This window comes from Flavobacterium zepuense, assembly GCF_007097145.1.
Classification (GTDB): Bacteria; Bacteroidota; Bacteroidia; order Flavobacteriales; family Flavobacteriaceae; genus Flavobacterium; species Flavobacterium zepuense.
In genome coordinates this window covers 102,951-118,784 of the sequence record NZ_VJVZ01000003.1, presented here as the reverse complement: position 1 = coordinate 118,784, position 15,834 = coordinate 102,951, and the positions used below count along the sequence as shown (strand labels likewise).

The following is a 15,834-nucleotide window of genomic DNA, read 5'->3' as shown; positions in this document are numbered from 1 at the left end:
TTAATAAAACAAGACCTGATAGATAACCTAAAAACACACATTTATGAGCAAGTTTCGTTTAGATGAGGTTGATCACCAAATATTAGACATGCTGATTGACAACACAAGGGTGCCGTTTACTGATATTGCAAAAAAACTTTTAATCTCTGCGGGTACTGTCCATGTTAGGGTAAAAAAAATGGAAGATGCGGGTATCATAATGGGCTCTTCATTAACACTGGATTACGAAAAACTGGGATATTCTTTTATAGCTTATGTGGGTGTATTTTTACACAACACATCGCAAACCAAATTTGTACTTGAAAGAATTAATGAAATACCATTTGTTACCGTTGCACATGTAACAACAGGTAAATTCAACATCTTCTGTAAAATAAGAGCTAAAGATACTAAACACGCTAAAGAAGTTATCTTTATGATAGATGACATTGAAGGTGTTTATCGTACGGAAACCATGATATCATTAGAAGAAAGCATCAACGACAAGAAAAGGCTGATGCACACAATATTTAAAGATCTGTAAGATTTTTTCACAAAAAATTAAGACCCTCATGTTTATTACATGGGGGTTTTTTTATTAAATTCAACAAAAATTTATTTCATGTATCCTGCCACCCGAATAGAACGCTTTTACGAAGACGTTCAGCTTAAATACCAGCTTTTTAATAGTATATTCATTACCCTGCCTTTTAGGGCTATAGATAACACCGGCGTATTGCTGCCGCTGTTTTCTGAGCTTTGCGATGAGGGCTTTAAGAATAACAAAAGTCCCGAAGAGATTTTTGAAGTATTTGCCGATAAATACCTTCAGGACGTATCCGAAGAGGATAAGGTAAGCCTTATGTTTAGGTTTATACAGTATGTAGAGCGCCAGATAGTACTTTTTGATGCTATAGAGGATGCTGCCTTTTCTACCCTTAACAACCTTGAAGGAAGCGGCTCATTGCGCGAAAGCCGTGAGCGTGCCGAAAACCAGGGGCAAATGCAGGAGGTAAGGGAGTTCCTTGAAGACTTTAGTATAAGGCCGGTATTAACCGCACACCCCACACAGTTTTACCCCGGTTCTGTACTGGGTATCATAACAGATCTTACAGAGGCTATTAAGAATAACAGCCTGGGCGAAATTAAAACACTCCTTGCACAACTTGGTAAAACCCCCTTTATTAAAAAGGAAAAACCAACCCCTTATGATGAGGCCGTGAGCCTTATATGGTACCTGGAAAATGTATTTTACCAGGCGGCGGGCGATATCTCATCTTACCTGCAGGATTCTATTTATAAGGGCGAGAATTTACCCCATCCGGTAATGTCGTTCGGGTTTTGGCCGGGAGGCGACCGCGACGGTAACCCGTTCGTTACTACCGAGATTACCCTTAAAGTGGCCGACAGGCTGCGTACCTCTATATTAAAATGTTATTACGGCAATGTACGTTCGCTTAAGCGCAAGCTTACGTTTAATAGTGTTCAGGATAAAATTGCCGATCTTGAAGATAAACTGTACCGATCGGTATTTTACTCTAAAGGCGATATTTTTATAACCTTAGATGAGTTAACCACCGCCCTGCACGATATCCGTAAAGTAATTGTAGAGAATCACCAGTCGCTTTACCTTGACGAAATTGACAGCTTTATTAATAAGGCTAACCTGTTTGGCTTTCACTTTGCCTCATTAGATATTAGGCAAAACAGCAAGATACACAATGCTGTTTTTGCCGATGTGCTGGAACATCTTGAAAAAGAGAATAAACACGTTGCCGGTTACGAAAAGCTTGACGAGAAGGCAAAATTAGAAGCCCTTGGCTCTATTAAGGCTACCATAACGCCCGATATGTTTACTGAGGAGAACACCCGTGGCACGCTGGAGTCTATAATTGCTATAAAAACCATTCAGGAAAAAAATGGAGAGAAAGGCTGCAACCGCTACATAATAAGTAATAATGAGAGTGCATTAAATGTGCTTGAGCTGCTTTCTATGTTCGATTTCCTTGGCTTTAAGGAGCCTAACGTAGATATCGTTCCGCTTTTTGAAACAGTAGACGACCTTGAGGATGCCGGCCATGTTATGAAACTTCTCTATGAAAACGAAAAGTATGCCGCCCACCTAAAACGCCGCGGCAACCGCCAAACTATTATGCTTGGCTTTAGCGATGGCACTAAAGATGGTGGCTACCTTATGGCTAACTGGAGTATTTATAAGGCTAAAGAAGACCTTACACTCATGGCCCGCGAGCACGGCGTTAAAGTGGTATTTTTTGATGGCCGCGGCGGACCACCGGCACGTGGCGGAGGTAAAACACATAAGTTTTACGCATCGCTTGGGCCTACTATAGAAAATAACGAAATCCAGGTTACTATACAGGGGCAAACCATAAGCTCTAACTTTGGTACGCTTGATGCCTGCCGCTATAATTTAGAGAACCTTATTAGTGCCGGTATTACCAACGGTGTGTTTAATAAAAACGATAAGGAATTTACTAATGAGCAGCGCGCCCTGTTCAACCAGATGGCTAAGCTTAGTTATGAAAAATATACGGCCTTTAAGGCACACGATAAATTTTTGCCGTATCTGGAAAAATTGAGTACGCTTAATTTTTATGCTAAAACCAATATTGGCAGCCGCCCTGCTAAACGTAACAAGGGTTCTGAACTTGATTTTGCCGACCTAAGGGCTATACCTTTTGTGGGTTCATGGAGCCAGATGAAAATGAATGTTCCTGGTTTCTTTGGCTTAGGCCACGCTTTAGGCAATATGGAAAAGAATGGTAAATGGGAAGAGGTTCAGGCATTGTACCATGACTCGTTGTTTTTCAGGACATTGCTGGAAAACAGTATGATGGCGCTTACCAAATCGTTCTTTCCACTTACGGCCTATATAGGTAAAGATCCTGAATTTGGCGAATTCTGGAAGATCATTTACGATGAATACCTGGAGACTAAACGATTGCTATTGAAAATATCTGGTTACACAGTGCTGATGGAAAATTATCCTGATGGCCGCGCATCTATTAAAATGAGGGAACACATTGTGCTTCCGTTACTAACCATTCAGCAATATGCGCTTAATGCTATCAGGCAGATGAAAAATGGCAAGCGCGATGATAAGTTGCAGGAAGTGTACGAAAAAATAGTAACACGATCGTTGTTTGGAAATATTAACGCAAGCCGAAATTCTGCATAATGAAAGTAACTGAACTGCCAAAAGGGGAGTATGCCCCGTATCAGGAATCGTATATTTCCTTAGTCGACGATGCCTGGAGCCTTGTTGAAGAACTGGAAGTTAGTGTACATGCTTTTATAAAGTTTGTACAGGAAATACCTATGGATAAATACGACTACCGCTATGCTAAAGGCAAGTGGACGATTAAGGATATTATTCAGCATATCATAGATACCGAAAGGATATTTAGTTACAGGGCATTACGCTTTGCCCGTAACGACAATACTCCTTTACCGGGATACGAAGAAAACGCTTATGGAGCTATTGCCAATGGGCATGAACGTAAATTGCAGGAGCTGCTAACAGAGCTTACTATAGTGCGACAAGGCACTATTATGCTGTTTAAATCGTTTGATGAAGATGCTTTGTTAAGAACAGGTACCGCATCAGGCTATACGGTATCGGTAAGGGCGTTGGGCTTTATCATTATAGGCCATCAAAACCATCACATTAAGATTTTTAAAGAGCGCTACTTGTAGCGCTATAAGATAATATTTAAACCCCGGTATTCGCCGGGGTTTTGTGATTGTGATTAGTACAACCTTGCGAAAAATTATATCCTAACAATACCCGCTATCGTCTTTGCGAGCGGAGTGCAACGCAGCGCGGCAATCTATGTAGTTAGAGTGAACGTAAACAGATTGCTTCGTTCTTCCTTCTCGCAAAGACAGTTCGTGAAGAGTTGAACGCATAATACCCGCTATCGTCTTTGCGAGCGGAGTGCAACGCAGCGCGGCAATCTATGTAGTTAGAGTGAACGTAAACAGATTGCTTCGTTCTTCCTTCTCGCAAAGACAGTTCGTGGAGGATAGAACTCACTAAAAATCAAACAGCCCCATTTGGGTATCGGCAATATGAAAGCCCGGTTTTAGTTTGCCGGTGCGCAGCAGGTTTACTTTTTCGTGTGCCATGCGGGTTGGCTCCGGTATGCGGTGGTTTTTAATGCAGTTTGTCATAATGGTAAGGCTATCGTTAACCGATACTTTATGGCCCGGTGATATGTACACGGGTTCAACGCCGTTTTTGGTGCGCAGGGCATAGCCTAAATGTTCGTTAGTATAGGCGTTGATTATTGTGCTGGTGCTGAATTTTTCATTGCCTAATTCAGGGAATTTACCAAACAGCATGCTCTTGGCACAGCCTATGGCGGCGTGGTTGGTTAGCACGCCAAAGTGGCTGGCAATGCCCATTTTTCGGGGATGTGTAATGCCCTGTCCGTCTAATACCATAACATCGGGTTTGGTGGGCAGCTGTTCCCACGCCTGTAGCAGGGCAGGCACTTCGCGAAAGCCTAAAAAGCCCGGTACATAAGGAAATTTTGTTGCAGTAACAACCAGCGAATACGATTGTACTACCATCTGCGGATAGCTAAGTATTACAATGCCTGCGTACACAGTTTCCTCATACTTGTTATGAGATATATCGGCCCCGGCAATGGTGGTAATGTTTTTAAAATCAGATTGCAGGCTCACGCTGTGGCGCATCTGGTTTTGCATTTCGGTAGCCTGCGCGATCGAAACATCATTGTAATTCAGCATAAATAATCCTCCTTCATACATCAAATTTAACAAATATGCTATAAGTTTAAACGCTTGTATTTACTAATGTTTCGATAAATTTGCGCCCCCCGTAATAATTATGATTTTATAAACAGTTTAATCTAACTAAATCTATATTTTTGGGGTTTATCAACTAATTATATGCAAGCCGAAGAAGAAGGGGAAAGAAAAGAGCTGTACAATTATCAGCAGGAAGACATCGACGCCATATTTGAAAAGTTTGAGGGTAAGCCCGATAACTACCATTTGCTGTACCAACTCCCCACCGGTGGCGGCAAAACGGTTATATTTTCTGAAATTGCCCGTCGGTATATTGAAAAATATGGGCGCAAAGTGCTTGTGCTTACCCATAGGATAGAACTTAGCAAGCAAACATCGCAAATGCTTAATGGCTTTGGCGTAAAAAATACCGTTATAGACAGCGCCGTAAAAGAGCTGCCGTATGACAATGACTTTGATTGCTATGTGGCAATGGTTGAGACGCTTAACAACCGCCTTAAGGATAAAAAATTCCACATGGATTATGTGGGCCTTGTAATTGTAGATGAGGCGCATTACAACAGTTTCCGCAAGCTATTCACTTACTTTAAAAACTCTTTATTTTTGGGGGTTACGGCTACACCGCTTAGCTCTAATATAGAGTTGCCCATGTATGAAACGTACGATGAGCTTATTGTAGGCGAGCCTATTAGTTCGCTCATTAACAAAGGCTTTTTAGCAAAGGCCGTAATGTTTGGTTATGATGTAGAGCTTACATCGCTTAAACTGGGCATTACGGGCGATTACACCGTAGCATCGTCAGATGAGCTGTATTCACGTTCTGCAATGCAGGATTTGCTGGTGCAGGCTTATTTATCGCGTTCCCGCGGTAAAAAGACCCTTATTTTTAATAACGGTATCAATACATCGCTATACGTGTATGAAACCTTCAGGGCTGCCGGGCTGCCCATAAAGCACCTTGATAACCGCACTCCTGAAGCCGAACGTAAAAAGATACTTACCTGGTTTAAGAAAACGCCCGATGCCATACTAACATCGGTATCCATCCTTACCACCGGTTTTGATGAGCCTACTGTTGAGACAATTATATTAAACAGGGCTACACGATCGCTCACGCTGTATTTCCAGATGATAGGCCGTGGCTCGCGCAAGCTGCCGTATAAAGATATTTTTACGGTGATAGACCTGGGTAACAATGCACAAAGGTTTGGCCTTTGGAGCGACCCTATAGACTGGCAGTATATTTTTAAGAACCCTGAGCTGTTCCTGGAAAATATTCGTAGTGATGCGGAAATTGAAAGCTATCACGTATACATAATGCCTGATGAGCTTAGGGAAAAATTTGCCAAGACCATGCACGTTACTTTTGATGTGGAGGAGGAGTTTCGCCTTGCGGCCGATAACAGGGAGAAGCCTAAGGCGGTGATAGACAAATCCATCCGCCAGCATGCTTTTATGTGTATTGAAAATAGTGAAACGATATCGGAGGCGCGTAAGCTTGCTAAGGAGCTTGACCCCGATGTAGAGTATCGCGTTAAGCAATATGCCAAACTGCTCTCTAAAACTACTAAAAACTACCGTGAATGGCTTATAGAAGACTATAAGAACCGCCTTGGTATATTTATAGGCCGTATATTTCAGCGTTATAAAGATGCTGATACTGAGGCAGAAATGCTTGAACTAAAAAAGCTCTAACTGATTGCTGTCGCCGCCCTTCTTTTTGGGCGGTTGCGCCTTGCCAAAAACAGTGCGGCCGCCGTATTTATACGACTCGTCGCGCTCTTTTTGTATAAGGGCATCAAAGTTGGTGTTGGGTGTAAAATCTTTTTCGGCATTTCGCGAAATTTCCGATAGCTTTTGTATGGCATGCATCTTATCGCTGTTGCCAATCTTGGCCCGCTGTATGGCGCTTTGCAGCGTATTTATAGTTTCATCAAACACATTTACAGGTACCGGAAACGGGTGCCCGTCTTTACCGCCATGCGCGAACGAGAAACGGGCAGGATCATCAAATCGGGTAGGGGTGCCGTAAATTACCTCACTTACCAGCGCTAACGATTGTACCGTGCGCGGACCCATGCCTTTTAGCATCAGCAGGCCTTCAAAATCTTCGGGCTTGTTTTCATGTGCCATCCATAGCATAGCGCCCAGCCTTTTCATGTTTACATCTTTCATCCTTACATCATGGTGATTAGGCAGTATAAGGTGGTTCATTTCCTTGATTATCTTATCAGGGTGCTCGTTAACAATAAGCAACGATTTTTCGCGCGTACCGGCAGCGCTGCCATCGGTAAGGTTAAGTATTTTGCCTTGGTTTTCGCCATAAATAAAGGTGTGTGGCTCGTTAATAAACGACTTTAGGTCCTGGCTGTGCCAATGGTACCTGCGGGCAATGCTGGTATAGTTGTTCATGCCCTGCTGTATAACGCACCAGTCGCCTTGGGTGTTAACGATAAAGTTATGTTGATAGAGTTGGAAACCGTCCTGTATGGCGGTGTTGTCTACCTTTGCGGTAAGGCGGCTCAATCCTGCCAGCTCAACACCGTTAAGCCCGGTGCGGTTGCCCACGGCAATAAGCTCCTCAGGCGTTTTCATGGAGTGCTTGCCCTTGCCGCCACAAATGTAAATGCCCAACTCTTTAGCATGCGGGTTAACCGACCGCTTTAGTGCCCCAAGTACCGATGTGGTAATGCCGGACGAATGCCAGTCCATACCCATTACCGCGCCAAAGCTCTGAAACCAGAACGGGTTGGCCAGTTTAGCGATCACCTCGGCGGTAGAGAATTCCATTGCAATGGTCTCCACAATGGCGAGGCCCAGCTTAGCCATCCTTTCAGAAAGCCATGCAGGCACATGCCCGCCGTGAAGCGGCAAATCAGCAGAACCGGATCGTTTCATTTTTTAGTGATTGTAAGGGAGGGAGGGTGGTTATACAAAGGTATTTAAAAAGCTTTAATAGTCATAAAATCGAAAGTCATAAAGTCAAAAGTAACCCCCATTTAAATTCTAAATTTCAAATTTTTATGTGATCAGTAAGAACTCGCAACTCAAAACCCCAAACTCGAAACACTTTTAGCTAACTCAGAATCCAAAAGTGAAATATTAAGCCTTTTGTAAGTTTAATCTTTATTAAATGAGCTAAAAAACGCATCATTTTTGGCAACTCAAAATCCAAAAGTGAAATATCAAGCCGTTTTTAGGCAAAAAAAGGAAGCATTGCAGCTTCCTTTTCATGGGTATTAATCTTTTTTGTTGTCTTTAAATTTATCCAGCAACTTGCGTTTAAAATCTTCTTCGGCCCATTTAAGCTTCAGTATTTTTTTCGCCCCAATGATGGGCCTTAGGTCGGCTATCAATTTCTCCCTGAGTACAAACAAGTCTTTATCAGCTGCTTGTAGTTTGTCAAGATGGGGCTGGGCTTCTTTGTCGGTCATTTTATCAAGGGCGCCGTCGCCTAACTTCTTAAAAATAGGTCGCATTTTATCGTGCCTTATAACATACACCTTGTCTTCATAAGCATTATATACCGGCCAGAATTTCTCTGATTCTGAGGTGGTTAGGCTAAGTTCAGTCGTTAAGAATGAGACCTTTAGCGCCTTAATTTGTTCCTTTTTCTCGTCATGATTTTGGCTAAAACCACTTAAAGTAAAAAGTAATAAGATTGGGAGTAAAACCTTTATTTTCATAGTGTTATTCATATAAGTAAACATCTTCATCAGATAAGTAATCTTTAATAGCATCGTCATTAAGTACAATAGACGCTTCCAGCTCTTTAATATCCTGTGAATCAAGGTGGTCTATCATATCATACGATGTTACGTTGGTTTGGTATACCAGGTAATTCTCTATAGCTGCGGTATCAGGCTGGGTTGTAGCCTGGGGGCTGTTATTCAGTAAAAAATAGCCTCCGGTAAGCATTACAACAAAGCCCGCTGCTGCCGAGAACCACACTGGTTTTCGCCTGTAAAGCGGTACAACTTTAATTTCCGGTGCAGGCAATTGCTGCATCAGTCTTTCGGTAAAGTTCTCAAAATAAACATCTTGAGGCGACGTAAGCCCTGACTTTATCTTGTGTTCTTCGTTTAATTTAAAATTGTTCATAGCGGTTAGACTTAATTTGTTGCAAAAGGTTTAATGGGTATTTATGTAATCTTCAATTTTTTTAACGGCATGGTGGTAAGAGGCCTTTAGCGCCCCAACAGATGTACCCACTATCTCAGATATATCTTCATATTTCAATTCTTCAAAATAATGCATTTTAAAAACCAACTGTTGCTTTTCAGGCAATGATGCAACTGCCTGTTGCAGTTTAAGTTGCAGGGCATCACCTTCAAAATATTCGTCGGCAACCAGGTTTTGCACGGCCTTCTCGTTTACTTCTTCGTTGGTGATACCGCCTTTTTTAGCCCGCTGGCTTATTAGCGTAAGCGACTCATTGGTTGCTATGCGGTATATCCACGAAAAGAGTTTACTCTCCCCCTTAAAGTTCTTCAGGTTGCTAAACACTTTAATAAGAGTGTTTTGCAGAACATCATCAGCGTCATCATGGTTAAGCACAATGTTACGTATATGGCTGTACAAAGGGCGGCTGTAGCGCGCTACAAGCTGCCTAAACGCTTCATTTTGCGTTTTAGGGTTAAGCAGGGCTGCAATAAATTGCTTTTCGTCGTCCAAAGTTAAAAACCATTTTTAAGTAAGACTAAAGTTAGGCTAAAAGGTTTAATTGTGTCCACATTTTATTTAGATCTTAGCATTTGCGGGGCTTTCAGCGTAATTTTAGAATATCTTATTCTATTTAGTTTTTAGTTTTGGCGCTAAGTTGTATTTTTGGGGTTTAAACACAACTATGGTTAATACAGTTATTTTTGATATGGACGGCGTTATTGTAGATACAGAACCCGTACACTACTTTGCCTACCACCAGCACTTTAAGCATCTTAATATAGATATCCCTGATGAAATGTACCATACATTTACGGGGTTTTCTACAAAAAACACCTACCAAAAAATTAAAGACCATTTTAATTTACAGGAAGAAATAGAAGCCCTTGTGCGCAGCAAGCGCGACTTTTTTAATGATGCTTTTGATATAAAAGAAGATTTGGAGCTGCTGCCCGGTGTATTGGATCTTATTAAAAACCTACATAGCAATGGTTTACAATTAGTGTTGGCATCTTCGGCTAGTAATGAAACCATAGGCAGGGTGTTTAAACGCTTTAATTTGCACCAGTATTTTGCGCATATTGTTAGTGGGGAAGACTTTCCGCAATCTAAACCGCACCCGGCCATCTTTTTAAAAGCTGCCGAACTTTCCGGCAACCCTGTAGCGCAATGTATTGTTATAGAGGATAGTACAAACGGAATTAAAGCTGCAAATGCTGCGGGTATTTACTGCGTTGCCTATGTAAGCGAAAACAGCAAACAGCAGGAACTCTCTATTGCTCAAAAGATTATAACAAATTTTAGTGAACTTAACACAGATATAATACATTCTATTAATTAGTTTCAGGTTTAAAGTTTCAAGTTTGCCGTAGCGAACCTGAAACCTGAAACCTGGAACCCGAAACTATAAAAATGATAAGAGCCGTAATTTTTGATATGGATGGAGTAGTGGTTGACACCGAGCCTCTTAGTCACAGAGCCAATAAAAAATTTTATGAATCGCTTAATATAAATGTTACGGACGATGTATATTCTACATTTATAGGCAATTCCGATAAAAATATTATTCAGAAAATAAAAGATATTTACAGTATTGATACCGATAGCGATGTGCTTGTAGAGCAGGGTTTAGGGTATTATTGTGATGCTTTTGATGCCGATGAAACGCTTGAATTAATGCCGGGCGTTGAAAACCTGATAATGGATTTACATGCTAATGGTGTGGTTATCCTGCTGGCATCATCATCATCTAAAGTGAAGATAGAACGCGTATTTAACCGTTTTGGGCTTAATCCTTATTTTAGTCATAAGATAAGCGGCCAGGACTTTGAATTTTCTAAACCACATCCCGCTATTTTTCTTGAAGCCGTAGCAAAATCGGGCTTTACAGCCGATGAATGTATTGTTATAGAAGACAGTACCAACGGTATTAAAGCCGCTAAAGCTGCCGGTGTGTATTGTATTGGCTATAAAAATGATGAACTTTCGTTACAAGACACTTCTTTGGCTGACACGATTATAACCGATTTCAGCCAGTTGAGTTATGAGAAAATCAGGGATATAAAACAATAGTTTCATGTTTTTCATGTTTAAAGTTTCAGGTTGAGCTACTCTCATATGTCATAATCGTACTAATTGGCAACTTCAAACCTGAAACCTGAAACTAAAATTAAACAAGTCCTTCCTTATAAACCTTTAATGCTCTTTCGCGGGCTTCCTTATGGTCTACAATTGGCTTATAGTCAAGGGCTTCAAATTCGGGCACCCATTTGCGTATATATTTCAGGTCTTTATCAAATTTTTTAACCTGTTCTGTCGGGTTAAATACCCTAAAGTAGGGGGCGGCATCTACACCACTTCCTGCGGCCCATTGCCAGTTGCCTATGTTGCTGGATTGCTCATAATCTAACAATTTCTCGGCAAAATAAGCTTCGCCTTTGCGCCAGTCTAATAGCAAATGCTTGCATAAAAAGCTGGCCACTACCATGCGTACGCGATTATGCATAGCACCTGTAGCATTTAGTTGTCGCATACCGGCATCAACCATAGGGTAACCGGTTTTGCCTTCGCACCAGGCTTTAAAATCCTTTTCGTTATAGCGCCATTTTATATCATCATATTTGGGGCGGAATGCCTTTGTAACCGTATGGGGATAGTGCCAAAGTATCTGCATAAAGAACTCACGCCATATAAGTTCCTTTAAAAAGGTTTCATTTTTACTTTGAGAAGCCTTATTCGCGATGGCCCTGATACTTACTGCTCCAAAACGCAGGTAAGCGCTAAGGTGCGATGTACCATCGGTAGCAGGAAAGTTACGGGTACCCTCATAATTATCAATCAATGGTTTAGATACGTCGTAAGGTTCCGGTTTGATATCCGATTCAGTAAAGCCAATGTCTTTTAAACCCATGTAAGGGTAAGAGTGCGTGGCAAAATCCTCAGCTTTAATAGCGGGGTGGTGTTGGTTAACGAATTTGTTTTTAAAGAGTTCGCGCCAGCGATTGCTGTAGGGTGTATAAACCACATATGGAGTTTCATCGCCTTTCATCACCTCGTCTTTTTCAAAAATAACCTGGTCCTTAAAAGTTTTAAAGGCAACATCGTTCTCTGCAAGCATATTATTTATTTCGCCATCCCTTTTACGGGCGTAAGGCTCATAATCATGGTTAGTATATACGGCGGTAATCTCATGTTCTTTAAGGAGTTTTTTTAACACTGCTTCCGGATAATCATGAAAAACTGCAAGCTTGCGGTTATGTTTTTTAAACTCGGCATTAATGTCATCCAACAATGCCGAAATAAACGTGACACGTGCATCGTCTTTGGGTAATTCATCTAATATGTTCTTATCAAAAATAAAGATAGGCAATACTTTTTCCCCCAATGCTATCGCTGCGCTCAGGCCGGTATTATCATCTATCCTAAGGTCGCGCCTAAACCAAAAAACTATCATGCATTTACAGGTTTAAATTCGCCAAAAAGTTCTACAAGCTTATTGTACCGATAAGCAAAAATTTCATCAAGCTTTGGTTTTACCAAAAAAGGGTGTACCAACCTGCCTAAAAAGCCCATAGGTACCTTATAATGTACAATGTCTTCCATTTCTACACCGCCGGGAATTTCCTTTAAAAAGTGTTTGTGGTGCCAAAAAGCATACGGACCAAAGCGCTGTTCGTCTACAAAAAAGTGTTTATCTGTTACATGGGTAATTTCTGTAACCCACTGCAATTTAATGCCAAACAGTGGCGTTATTGTGTAAACAATTATCTGGCCGGCAAACATTTTACGGTCGTCGCCGGATAGTGTATTAAAGCCCATAGAACTTGGCGTAATAACGGCAAGGTTTTTAGGGTCTCCCATAAAATCCCATGCCTGTTGCAGCGTTATGGGCAGTTTTTGAAACGTATGTACAGTATATATCATTTGTAAGAAAAATAAGGAGTGAAGTTACTAAAACCTGATTACACTTTGAAGGCAATGTAAACTAATTTCGGTTTTTTTTAACAAGCGTAAAGGGTTTAATTCTTAATTTCGCAGTTGCAAACTTTAATAAACAAAACAAACATGAAGAACATATTTTTTACCGCAGCCTTAGTGTTAGGCCTAATGGTAAATTCATCGGCACAGATCCAGACACCACAGGCGAGTCCGCAAGCGCTAATAGAGCAAACGGTGGGCCTTACAACTGTTAAAGTAGATTATTCACGCCCAAGCTCAAGAGGCAGGTCGGTTTACGGAGAGTTGGTGCCTTTTGGCAGGCTATGGAGAACCGGTGCTAACGCTAATACAATTATTACCTTTAGCGATGACGTTATTATAGGTGGTAAACCGGTAAAGGCAGGTCATTATGCACTTTACACACAGCCTAAAGCTGACAGCTGGGACGTGATTATTTATGACGATACCAATAACTGGGGCTTACCTGAAAAATGGGACGAGAAAAAAGAAGTGGTAAGGACATCGGTTAAACCGGAATTTTTAACCCGTAACGTAGAAACGTTAACTATAGGGGTTAACGCTCTTGAAAACGATTATGGTTTTCTTGAAATTGCATGGGAAAAAACAATGGTAGCTGTAAAGATAGAAGTACCTACTAAAGCTACTGCTCTTAAAAGTATAGAAGAGGCAATGAGTGGCCCTACAGCAGGATCTTATTTTGCTGCTGCTCAATATTACTACCAGTCTAACGCCGATCTTACCAAAGCATTAAGCTGGATCAATTCGGCAATTGAGAAAACTCCTAAAGGTGAAGAAACTCCATTTTATATCCTTAGGCAAAAATCGCTTATACAGGCTAAAATGGGCGATAAAAAAGGTGCTGTAGAGACTGCTAAGTTATCTTTAGCGGGTGCTGAAAAAGCAAACAACGCTGATTACGTAAAAATGAATAAAGACTCTATACAAGAGTGGAGTAAGAAATAATTTTCTCCCTAAAACAAAGAAAGCTGCCTTGATAGGCAGCTTTCTTTGTTTATTCTTTTATCCATGAGTTGTCCTGGTTATTGATGTCCGGTATAAAACGCCCCGGATCTATATCAACTGCTTTAAGTTTTTTAGTGGTGCGCAGCAAGTAATCCCACTCATTGCCACGCTGCCAAACTTCTACCGGCAGGGTTTTAATTTCGCTGCTGTTATCATCATAAACCACCTTAAACACAACAGGGGCAGGCATATCGCCTTTGTTGGTAAAGGTTATAATGTAAGCATCTTTAACTTCCGAAACTTTACTTATGCCAAGGTCTATGTTAGCGGTGCCGGTAAACCAGCCTTTCCAAAACCAGTTAAGGTTTTCTCCCGCGCCATTATCCATAGCATTAAAAAAGTCGGTTGGCTGTGGGTGCTTAAATGCCCATGCTTTAATATATGCTTTAAAAGCATTATCAAAGCGCTCATGCCCAAGTATGTATTCCCTAAGCATAATAAGGCCTGTAGCAGGCTTATAGTAGGCGGTAAAGCCCAAGTTCATAGAACGGGCAACATCGGGGTAGGTATCAAGTCCCTCCCTGTATTTTGATTTAAACCAGGCCACCCTGTTACGGCTTTTGGCAATGTCGCTTTTATATTCACCGTTATTAAAGTTAACGGTGCTGTAGTAGTTTATAAAGGTGTTAAAACCTTCATCCATCCATGCGTAGCGGCGTTCGTTAGAACCTACGATCATGGGGAACCAGTTGTGGCCAAATTCATGGTCGGTAACATCCCAAAGATCCGCACCCACGCTGTTAGCGCTGCAAAAAGACATGCCCGGGTACTCCATACCACCGGCATTACTTGCTACGTTAACCGCATTAGAGTAAGGGTATTCAAACCAGGTTTTAGAATAATGTTCTATAGATGCTTTAGTATATTCAGTAGAACGGCCCCATGCATCAGGACTGGCGCTTTCCTCGGTATAAACCGATTGTGCCACTGCTTTTTTACCACTCGGCAGGTTTATTTTTGCCGCATCCCATATAAAATTCTTTGCCGATGCAAAGGCGACATCGCGCGTGTTGTTCATTTTAAAGTGCCAGGTTACCTTACCGCTTTGCACCGGCCTTGTGGTAGTTGGTTTCCCTGCTTCATCTGCCGTGATAAGGAATATAGTTTTATCGCTGTTTTTAGCCTGTTCCCAACGGGTAAGCTGCTGTTTAGTGAGTACTTCATTAGCGTTTACCAATTCACCCGAGCCTGCTACGATATGATCATAAGGCACGGTTACTTTATAGTCAAAGTTTCCATATTCTACATAAAATTCACCCGCGCCAAGATACGGCTCCACATTCCAGCCTACAACGTCATCAAATACCGCAACGCGCGGATACCATTGCGCCATAGAAAAGGTAACCCCTTTCTCGGTAGTTAGCCTGCCCATACGGTCCATACCGGCTTCGGGTATTTTAAATTCAAAATTCATGCTTATTACAGCTTTACCACCTTTAGCTTTAAGCGGTTTTTCGAAGAAGACCTGCATACGGGTATCGTTAATAAGAAATTTATTAACATCATTACCCTTTACTTTAAGATTAGTAATGGCTATGCCACCATCTATATCGCCGCTGTAACGGTTGCCTTGTATAGGGGTAGTTAGTGTACCGCGGGAATCTTCGGTAAAGCGGTTTTGCTCTACATACATCCAAATGTAATTAAGTTCCTGCGGGCTGTTATTATGGTAGGTCATAGTTAGCCTGCCTTTAAGGGTGTTGGTTTTATCATCCAGTTCGGCCTCAATAGCATAATCGGCGCCGTTTTGCCAGTACTGCGGACCCGGAACTCCGGATGCCGACCTAAATTCGTTACCCCTGCGGTAGGTAACATCATCAAATTTTGACTGGTTGGTGGGTAATACTTCCTGTGCAAAAGCAGATAATCCCGTAAGGGTTAAAAGCATCAGTAATTTGGGTATTCTCATTGTAA

15 protein-coding genes are annotated in these 15,834 nt (G+C 41.6%); 7 read left to right on the top strand and 8 right to left on the bottom strand.

From position 1 onward, the window contains the following. Window positions 1–43: 43 nt before the first annotated feature. The 3 genes from FMM05_RS05805 (at window position 44) to FMM05_RS05795 (ending at window position 3,696) form a co-directional block, all read left to right on the top strand. Window positions 44–523: an Lrp/AsnC family transcriptional regulator gene (locus FMM05_RS05805; RefSeq protein WP_026300077.1), complete on the top strand. Its 480-nt coding sequence runs from the start codon at window positions 44–46 to the stop codon at window positions 521–523. Between the two features lie 78 nt (window positions 524–601). After that, window positions 602–3,178, top strand: a complete 2,577-nt coding sequence (locus FMM05_RS05800; RefSeq protein ID WP_143372399.1) for a phosphoenolpyruvate carboxylase — start codon at window positions 602–604, stop codon at window positions 3,176–3,178. Then, window positions 3,178–3,696 carry a DinB family protein gene (locus FMM05_RS05795; RefSeq protein WP_143372398.1) on the top strand — a complete coding sequence of 173 codons (519 nt, stop codon included), beginning with the start codon at window positions 3,178–3,180 and terminating at the stop codon, window positions 3,694–3,696. Before FMM05_RS05800 ends, FMM05_RS05795 begins: the two co-directional genes overlap by 1 nt. A 339-nt stretch (window positions 3,697–4,035) precedes the next feature. On the opposite strand, the gene nfi is transcribed toward FMM05_RS05795, so the two are convergent. After that, the gene (gene nfi / locus FMM05_RS05790; RefSeq protein ID WP_185965516.1) at window positions 4,036–4,755 is read right to left on the bottom strand and encodes a deoxyribonuclease V; all 720 of its coding nucleotides are present in this window, start codon (window positions 4,753–4,755) and stop codon (window positions 4,036–4,038) included. Window positions 4,756–4,917: 162 nt separating this feature from the next. On the opposite strand from nfi, the gene FMM05_RS05785 reads away from it, so the two are divergent. Next, window positions 4,918–6,471, top strand: a complete 1,554-nt coding sequence (locus FMM05_RS05785; protein ID WP_143372397.1) for a DEAD/DEAH box helicase — start codon at window positions 4,918–4,920, stop codon at window positions 6,469–6,471. Here the strand turns inward: FMM05_RS05785 and FMM05_RS05780 are convergent. From FMM05_RS05780 to FMM05_RS05765, 4 genes are all read right to left on the bottom strand, one after another. Continuing rightward, a complete protein-coding gene (locus FMM05_RS05780; protein WP_143372396.1) occupies window positions 6,457–7,674 on the bottom strand; it encodes a DUF763 domain-containing protein in 1,218 nt (405 codons plus the stop codon). The two genes, FMM05_RS05785 and FMM05_RS05780, sit on opposite strands and share 15 nt — an antisense overlap. A gap of 341 nt (window positions 7,675–8,015) precedes the next feature. After that, window positions 8,016–8,462, bottom strand: coding sequence for a sensor of ECF-type sigma factor (locus FMM05_RS05775; protein ID WP_143372395.1), 447 nt, complete (start codon window positions 8,460–8,462; stop codon window positions 8,016–8,018). A 4-nt stretch (window positions 8,463–8,466) separates the two neighbouring features. Continuing rightward, window positions 8,467–8,877 carry a hypothetical protein gene (locus FMM05_RS05770; protein WP_143372394.1) on the bottom strand — a complete coding sequence of 137 codons (411 nt, stop codon included), beginning with the start codon at window positions 8,875–8,877 and terminating at the stop codon, window positions 8,467–8,469. Between the two features lie 30 nt (window positions 8,878–8,907). Beyond that, window positions 8,908–9,450 (bottom strand): RNA polymerase sigma factor, encoded by a 543-nt coding sequence (locus FMM05_RS05765; protein WP_143372393.1) that lies wholly within the window; start codon window positions 9,448–9,450, stop codon window positions 8,908–8,910. Between the two features lie 172 nt (window positions 9,451–9,622). On the opposite strand from FMM05_RS05765, the gene FMM05_RS05760 reads away from it, so the two are divergent. Together FMM05_RS05760 and FMM05_RS05755 are read left to right on the top strand one after the other, a co-directional pair. Then, window positions 9,623–10,279: an HAD family hydrolase gene (locus FMM05_RS05760; RefSeq protein WP_143372392.1), complete on the top strand. Its 657-nt coding sequence runs from the start codon at window positions 9,623–9,625 to the stop codon at window positions 10,277–10,279. Window positions 10,280–10,350: 71 nt separating this feature from the next. After that, complete coding sequence (locus FMM05_RS05755; RefSeq protein ID WP_143372391.1) at window positions 10,351–11,010, top strand: HAD family hydrolase; 660 nt, start codon at window positions 10,351–10,353, stop codon at window positions 11,008–11,010. Between the two features lie 97 nt (window positions 11,011–11,107). Here FMM05_RS05755 and FMM05_RS05750 read toward each other — a convergent pair whose 3' ends face one another. After that, complete coding sequence (locus tag FMM05_RS05750) at window positions 11,108–12,391, bottom strand: cryptochrome/photolyase family protein (RefSeq protein WP_143372390.1); 1,284 nt, start codon at window positions 12,389–12,391, stop codon at window positions 11,108–11,110. Further along, window positions 12,388–12,861 carry an SRPBCC family protein gene (locus FMM05_RS05745; protein ID WP_143372389.1) on the bottom strand — a complete coding sequence of 158 codons (474 nt, stop codon included), beginning with the start codon at window positions 12,859–12,861 and terminating at the stop codon, window positions 12,388–12,390. The genes FMM05_RS05750 and FMM05_RS05745 overlap by 4 nt, the downstream gene beginning before the upstream one ends. A 141-nt stretch (window positions 12,862–13,002) precedes the next feature. On the opposite strand from FMM05_RS05745, the gene FMM05_RS05740 reads away from it, so the two are divergent. Beyond that, window positions 13,003–13,860 (top strand): DUF2911 domain-containing protein, encoded by an 858-nt coding sequence (locus FMM05_RS05740; protein WP_143372388.1) that lies wholly within the window; start codon window positions 13,003–13,005, stop codon window positions 13,858–13,860. A gap of 49 nt (window positions 13,861–13,909) precedes the next feature. Here the strand turns inward: FMM05_RS05740 and FMM05_RS05735 are convergent, their stop codons facing one another. Continuing rightward, entirely contained in the window at window positions 13,910–15,829 is a 1,920-nt protein-coding gene (locus FMM05_RS05735; protein WP_143372387.1) for a M1 family metallopeptidase, read from the bottom strand. Between the last annotated feature and the right edge of the window lie 5 nt (window positions 15,830–15,834).

Excerpts from the sequence above, each read along its gene's own strand:
- FMM05_RS05785 (WP_143372397.1), top strand. The coding sequence starts at position 4,918 with ATGCAAGCCGAAGAAGAAGGGGAAAGAAAAGAGCTGTACAATTATCAG.
- FMM05_RS05745 (WP_143372389.1), bottom strand. The coding sequence starts at position 12,861 with ATGATATATACTGTACATACGTTTCAAAAACTGCCCATAACGCTGCAA.
- FMM05_RS05755 (WP_143372391.1), top strand. The coding sequence starts at position 10,351 with ATGATAAGAGCCGTAATTTTTGATATGGATGGAGTAGTGGTTGACACC.
- FMM05_RS05760 (WP_143372392.1), top strand. The coding sequence starts at position 9,623 with ATGGTTAATACAGTTATTTTTGATATGGACGGCGTTATTGTAGATACA.
- nfi (WP_185965516.1), bottom strand. The coding sequence starts at position 4,755 with ATGCTGAATTACAATGATGTTTCGATCGCGCAGGCTACCGAAATGCAA.
- FMM05_RS05775 (WP_143372395.1), bottom strand. The coding sequence starts at position 8,462 with ATGAAAATAAAGGTTTTACTCCCAATCTTATTACTTTTTACTTTAAGT.
- FMM05_RS05740 (WP_143372388.1), top strand. The coding sequence starts at position 13,003 with ATGAAGAACATATTTTTTACCGCAGCCTTAGTGTTAGGCCTAATGGTA.
- FMM05_RS05805 (WP_026300077.1), top strand. The coding sequence starts at position 44 with ATGAGCAAGTTTCGTTTAGATGAGGTTGATCACCAAATATTAGACATG.
- FMM05_RS05800 (WP_143372399.1), top strand. The coding sequence starts at position 602 with ATGTATCCTGCCACCCGAATAGAACGCTTTTACGAAGACGTTCAGCTT.
- FMM05_RS05780 (WP_143372396.1), bottom strand. The coding sequence starts at position 7,674 with ATGAAACGATCCGGTTCTGCTGATTTGCCGCTTCACGGCGGGCATGTG.
- FMM05_RS05770 (WP_143372394.1), bottom strand. The coding sequence starts at position 8,877 with ATGAACAATTTTAAATTAAACGAAGAACACAAGATAAAGTCAGGGCTT.
- FMM05_RS05750 (WP_143372390.1), bottom strand. The coding sequence starts at position 12,391 with ATGATAGTTTTTTGGTTTAGGCGCGACCTTAGGATAGATGATAATACC.
- FMM05_RS05735 (WP_143372387.1), bottom strand. The coding sequence starts at position 15,829 with ATGAGAATACCCAAATTACTGATGCTTTTAACCCTTACGGGATTATCT.
- FMM05_RS05795 (WP_143372398.1), top strand. The coding sequence starts at position 3,178 with ATGAAAGTAACTGAACTGCCAAAAGGGGAGTATGCCCCGTATCAGGAA.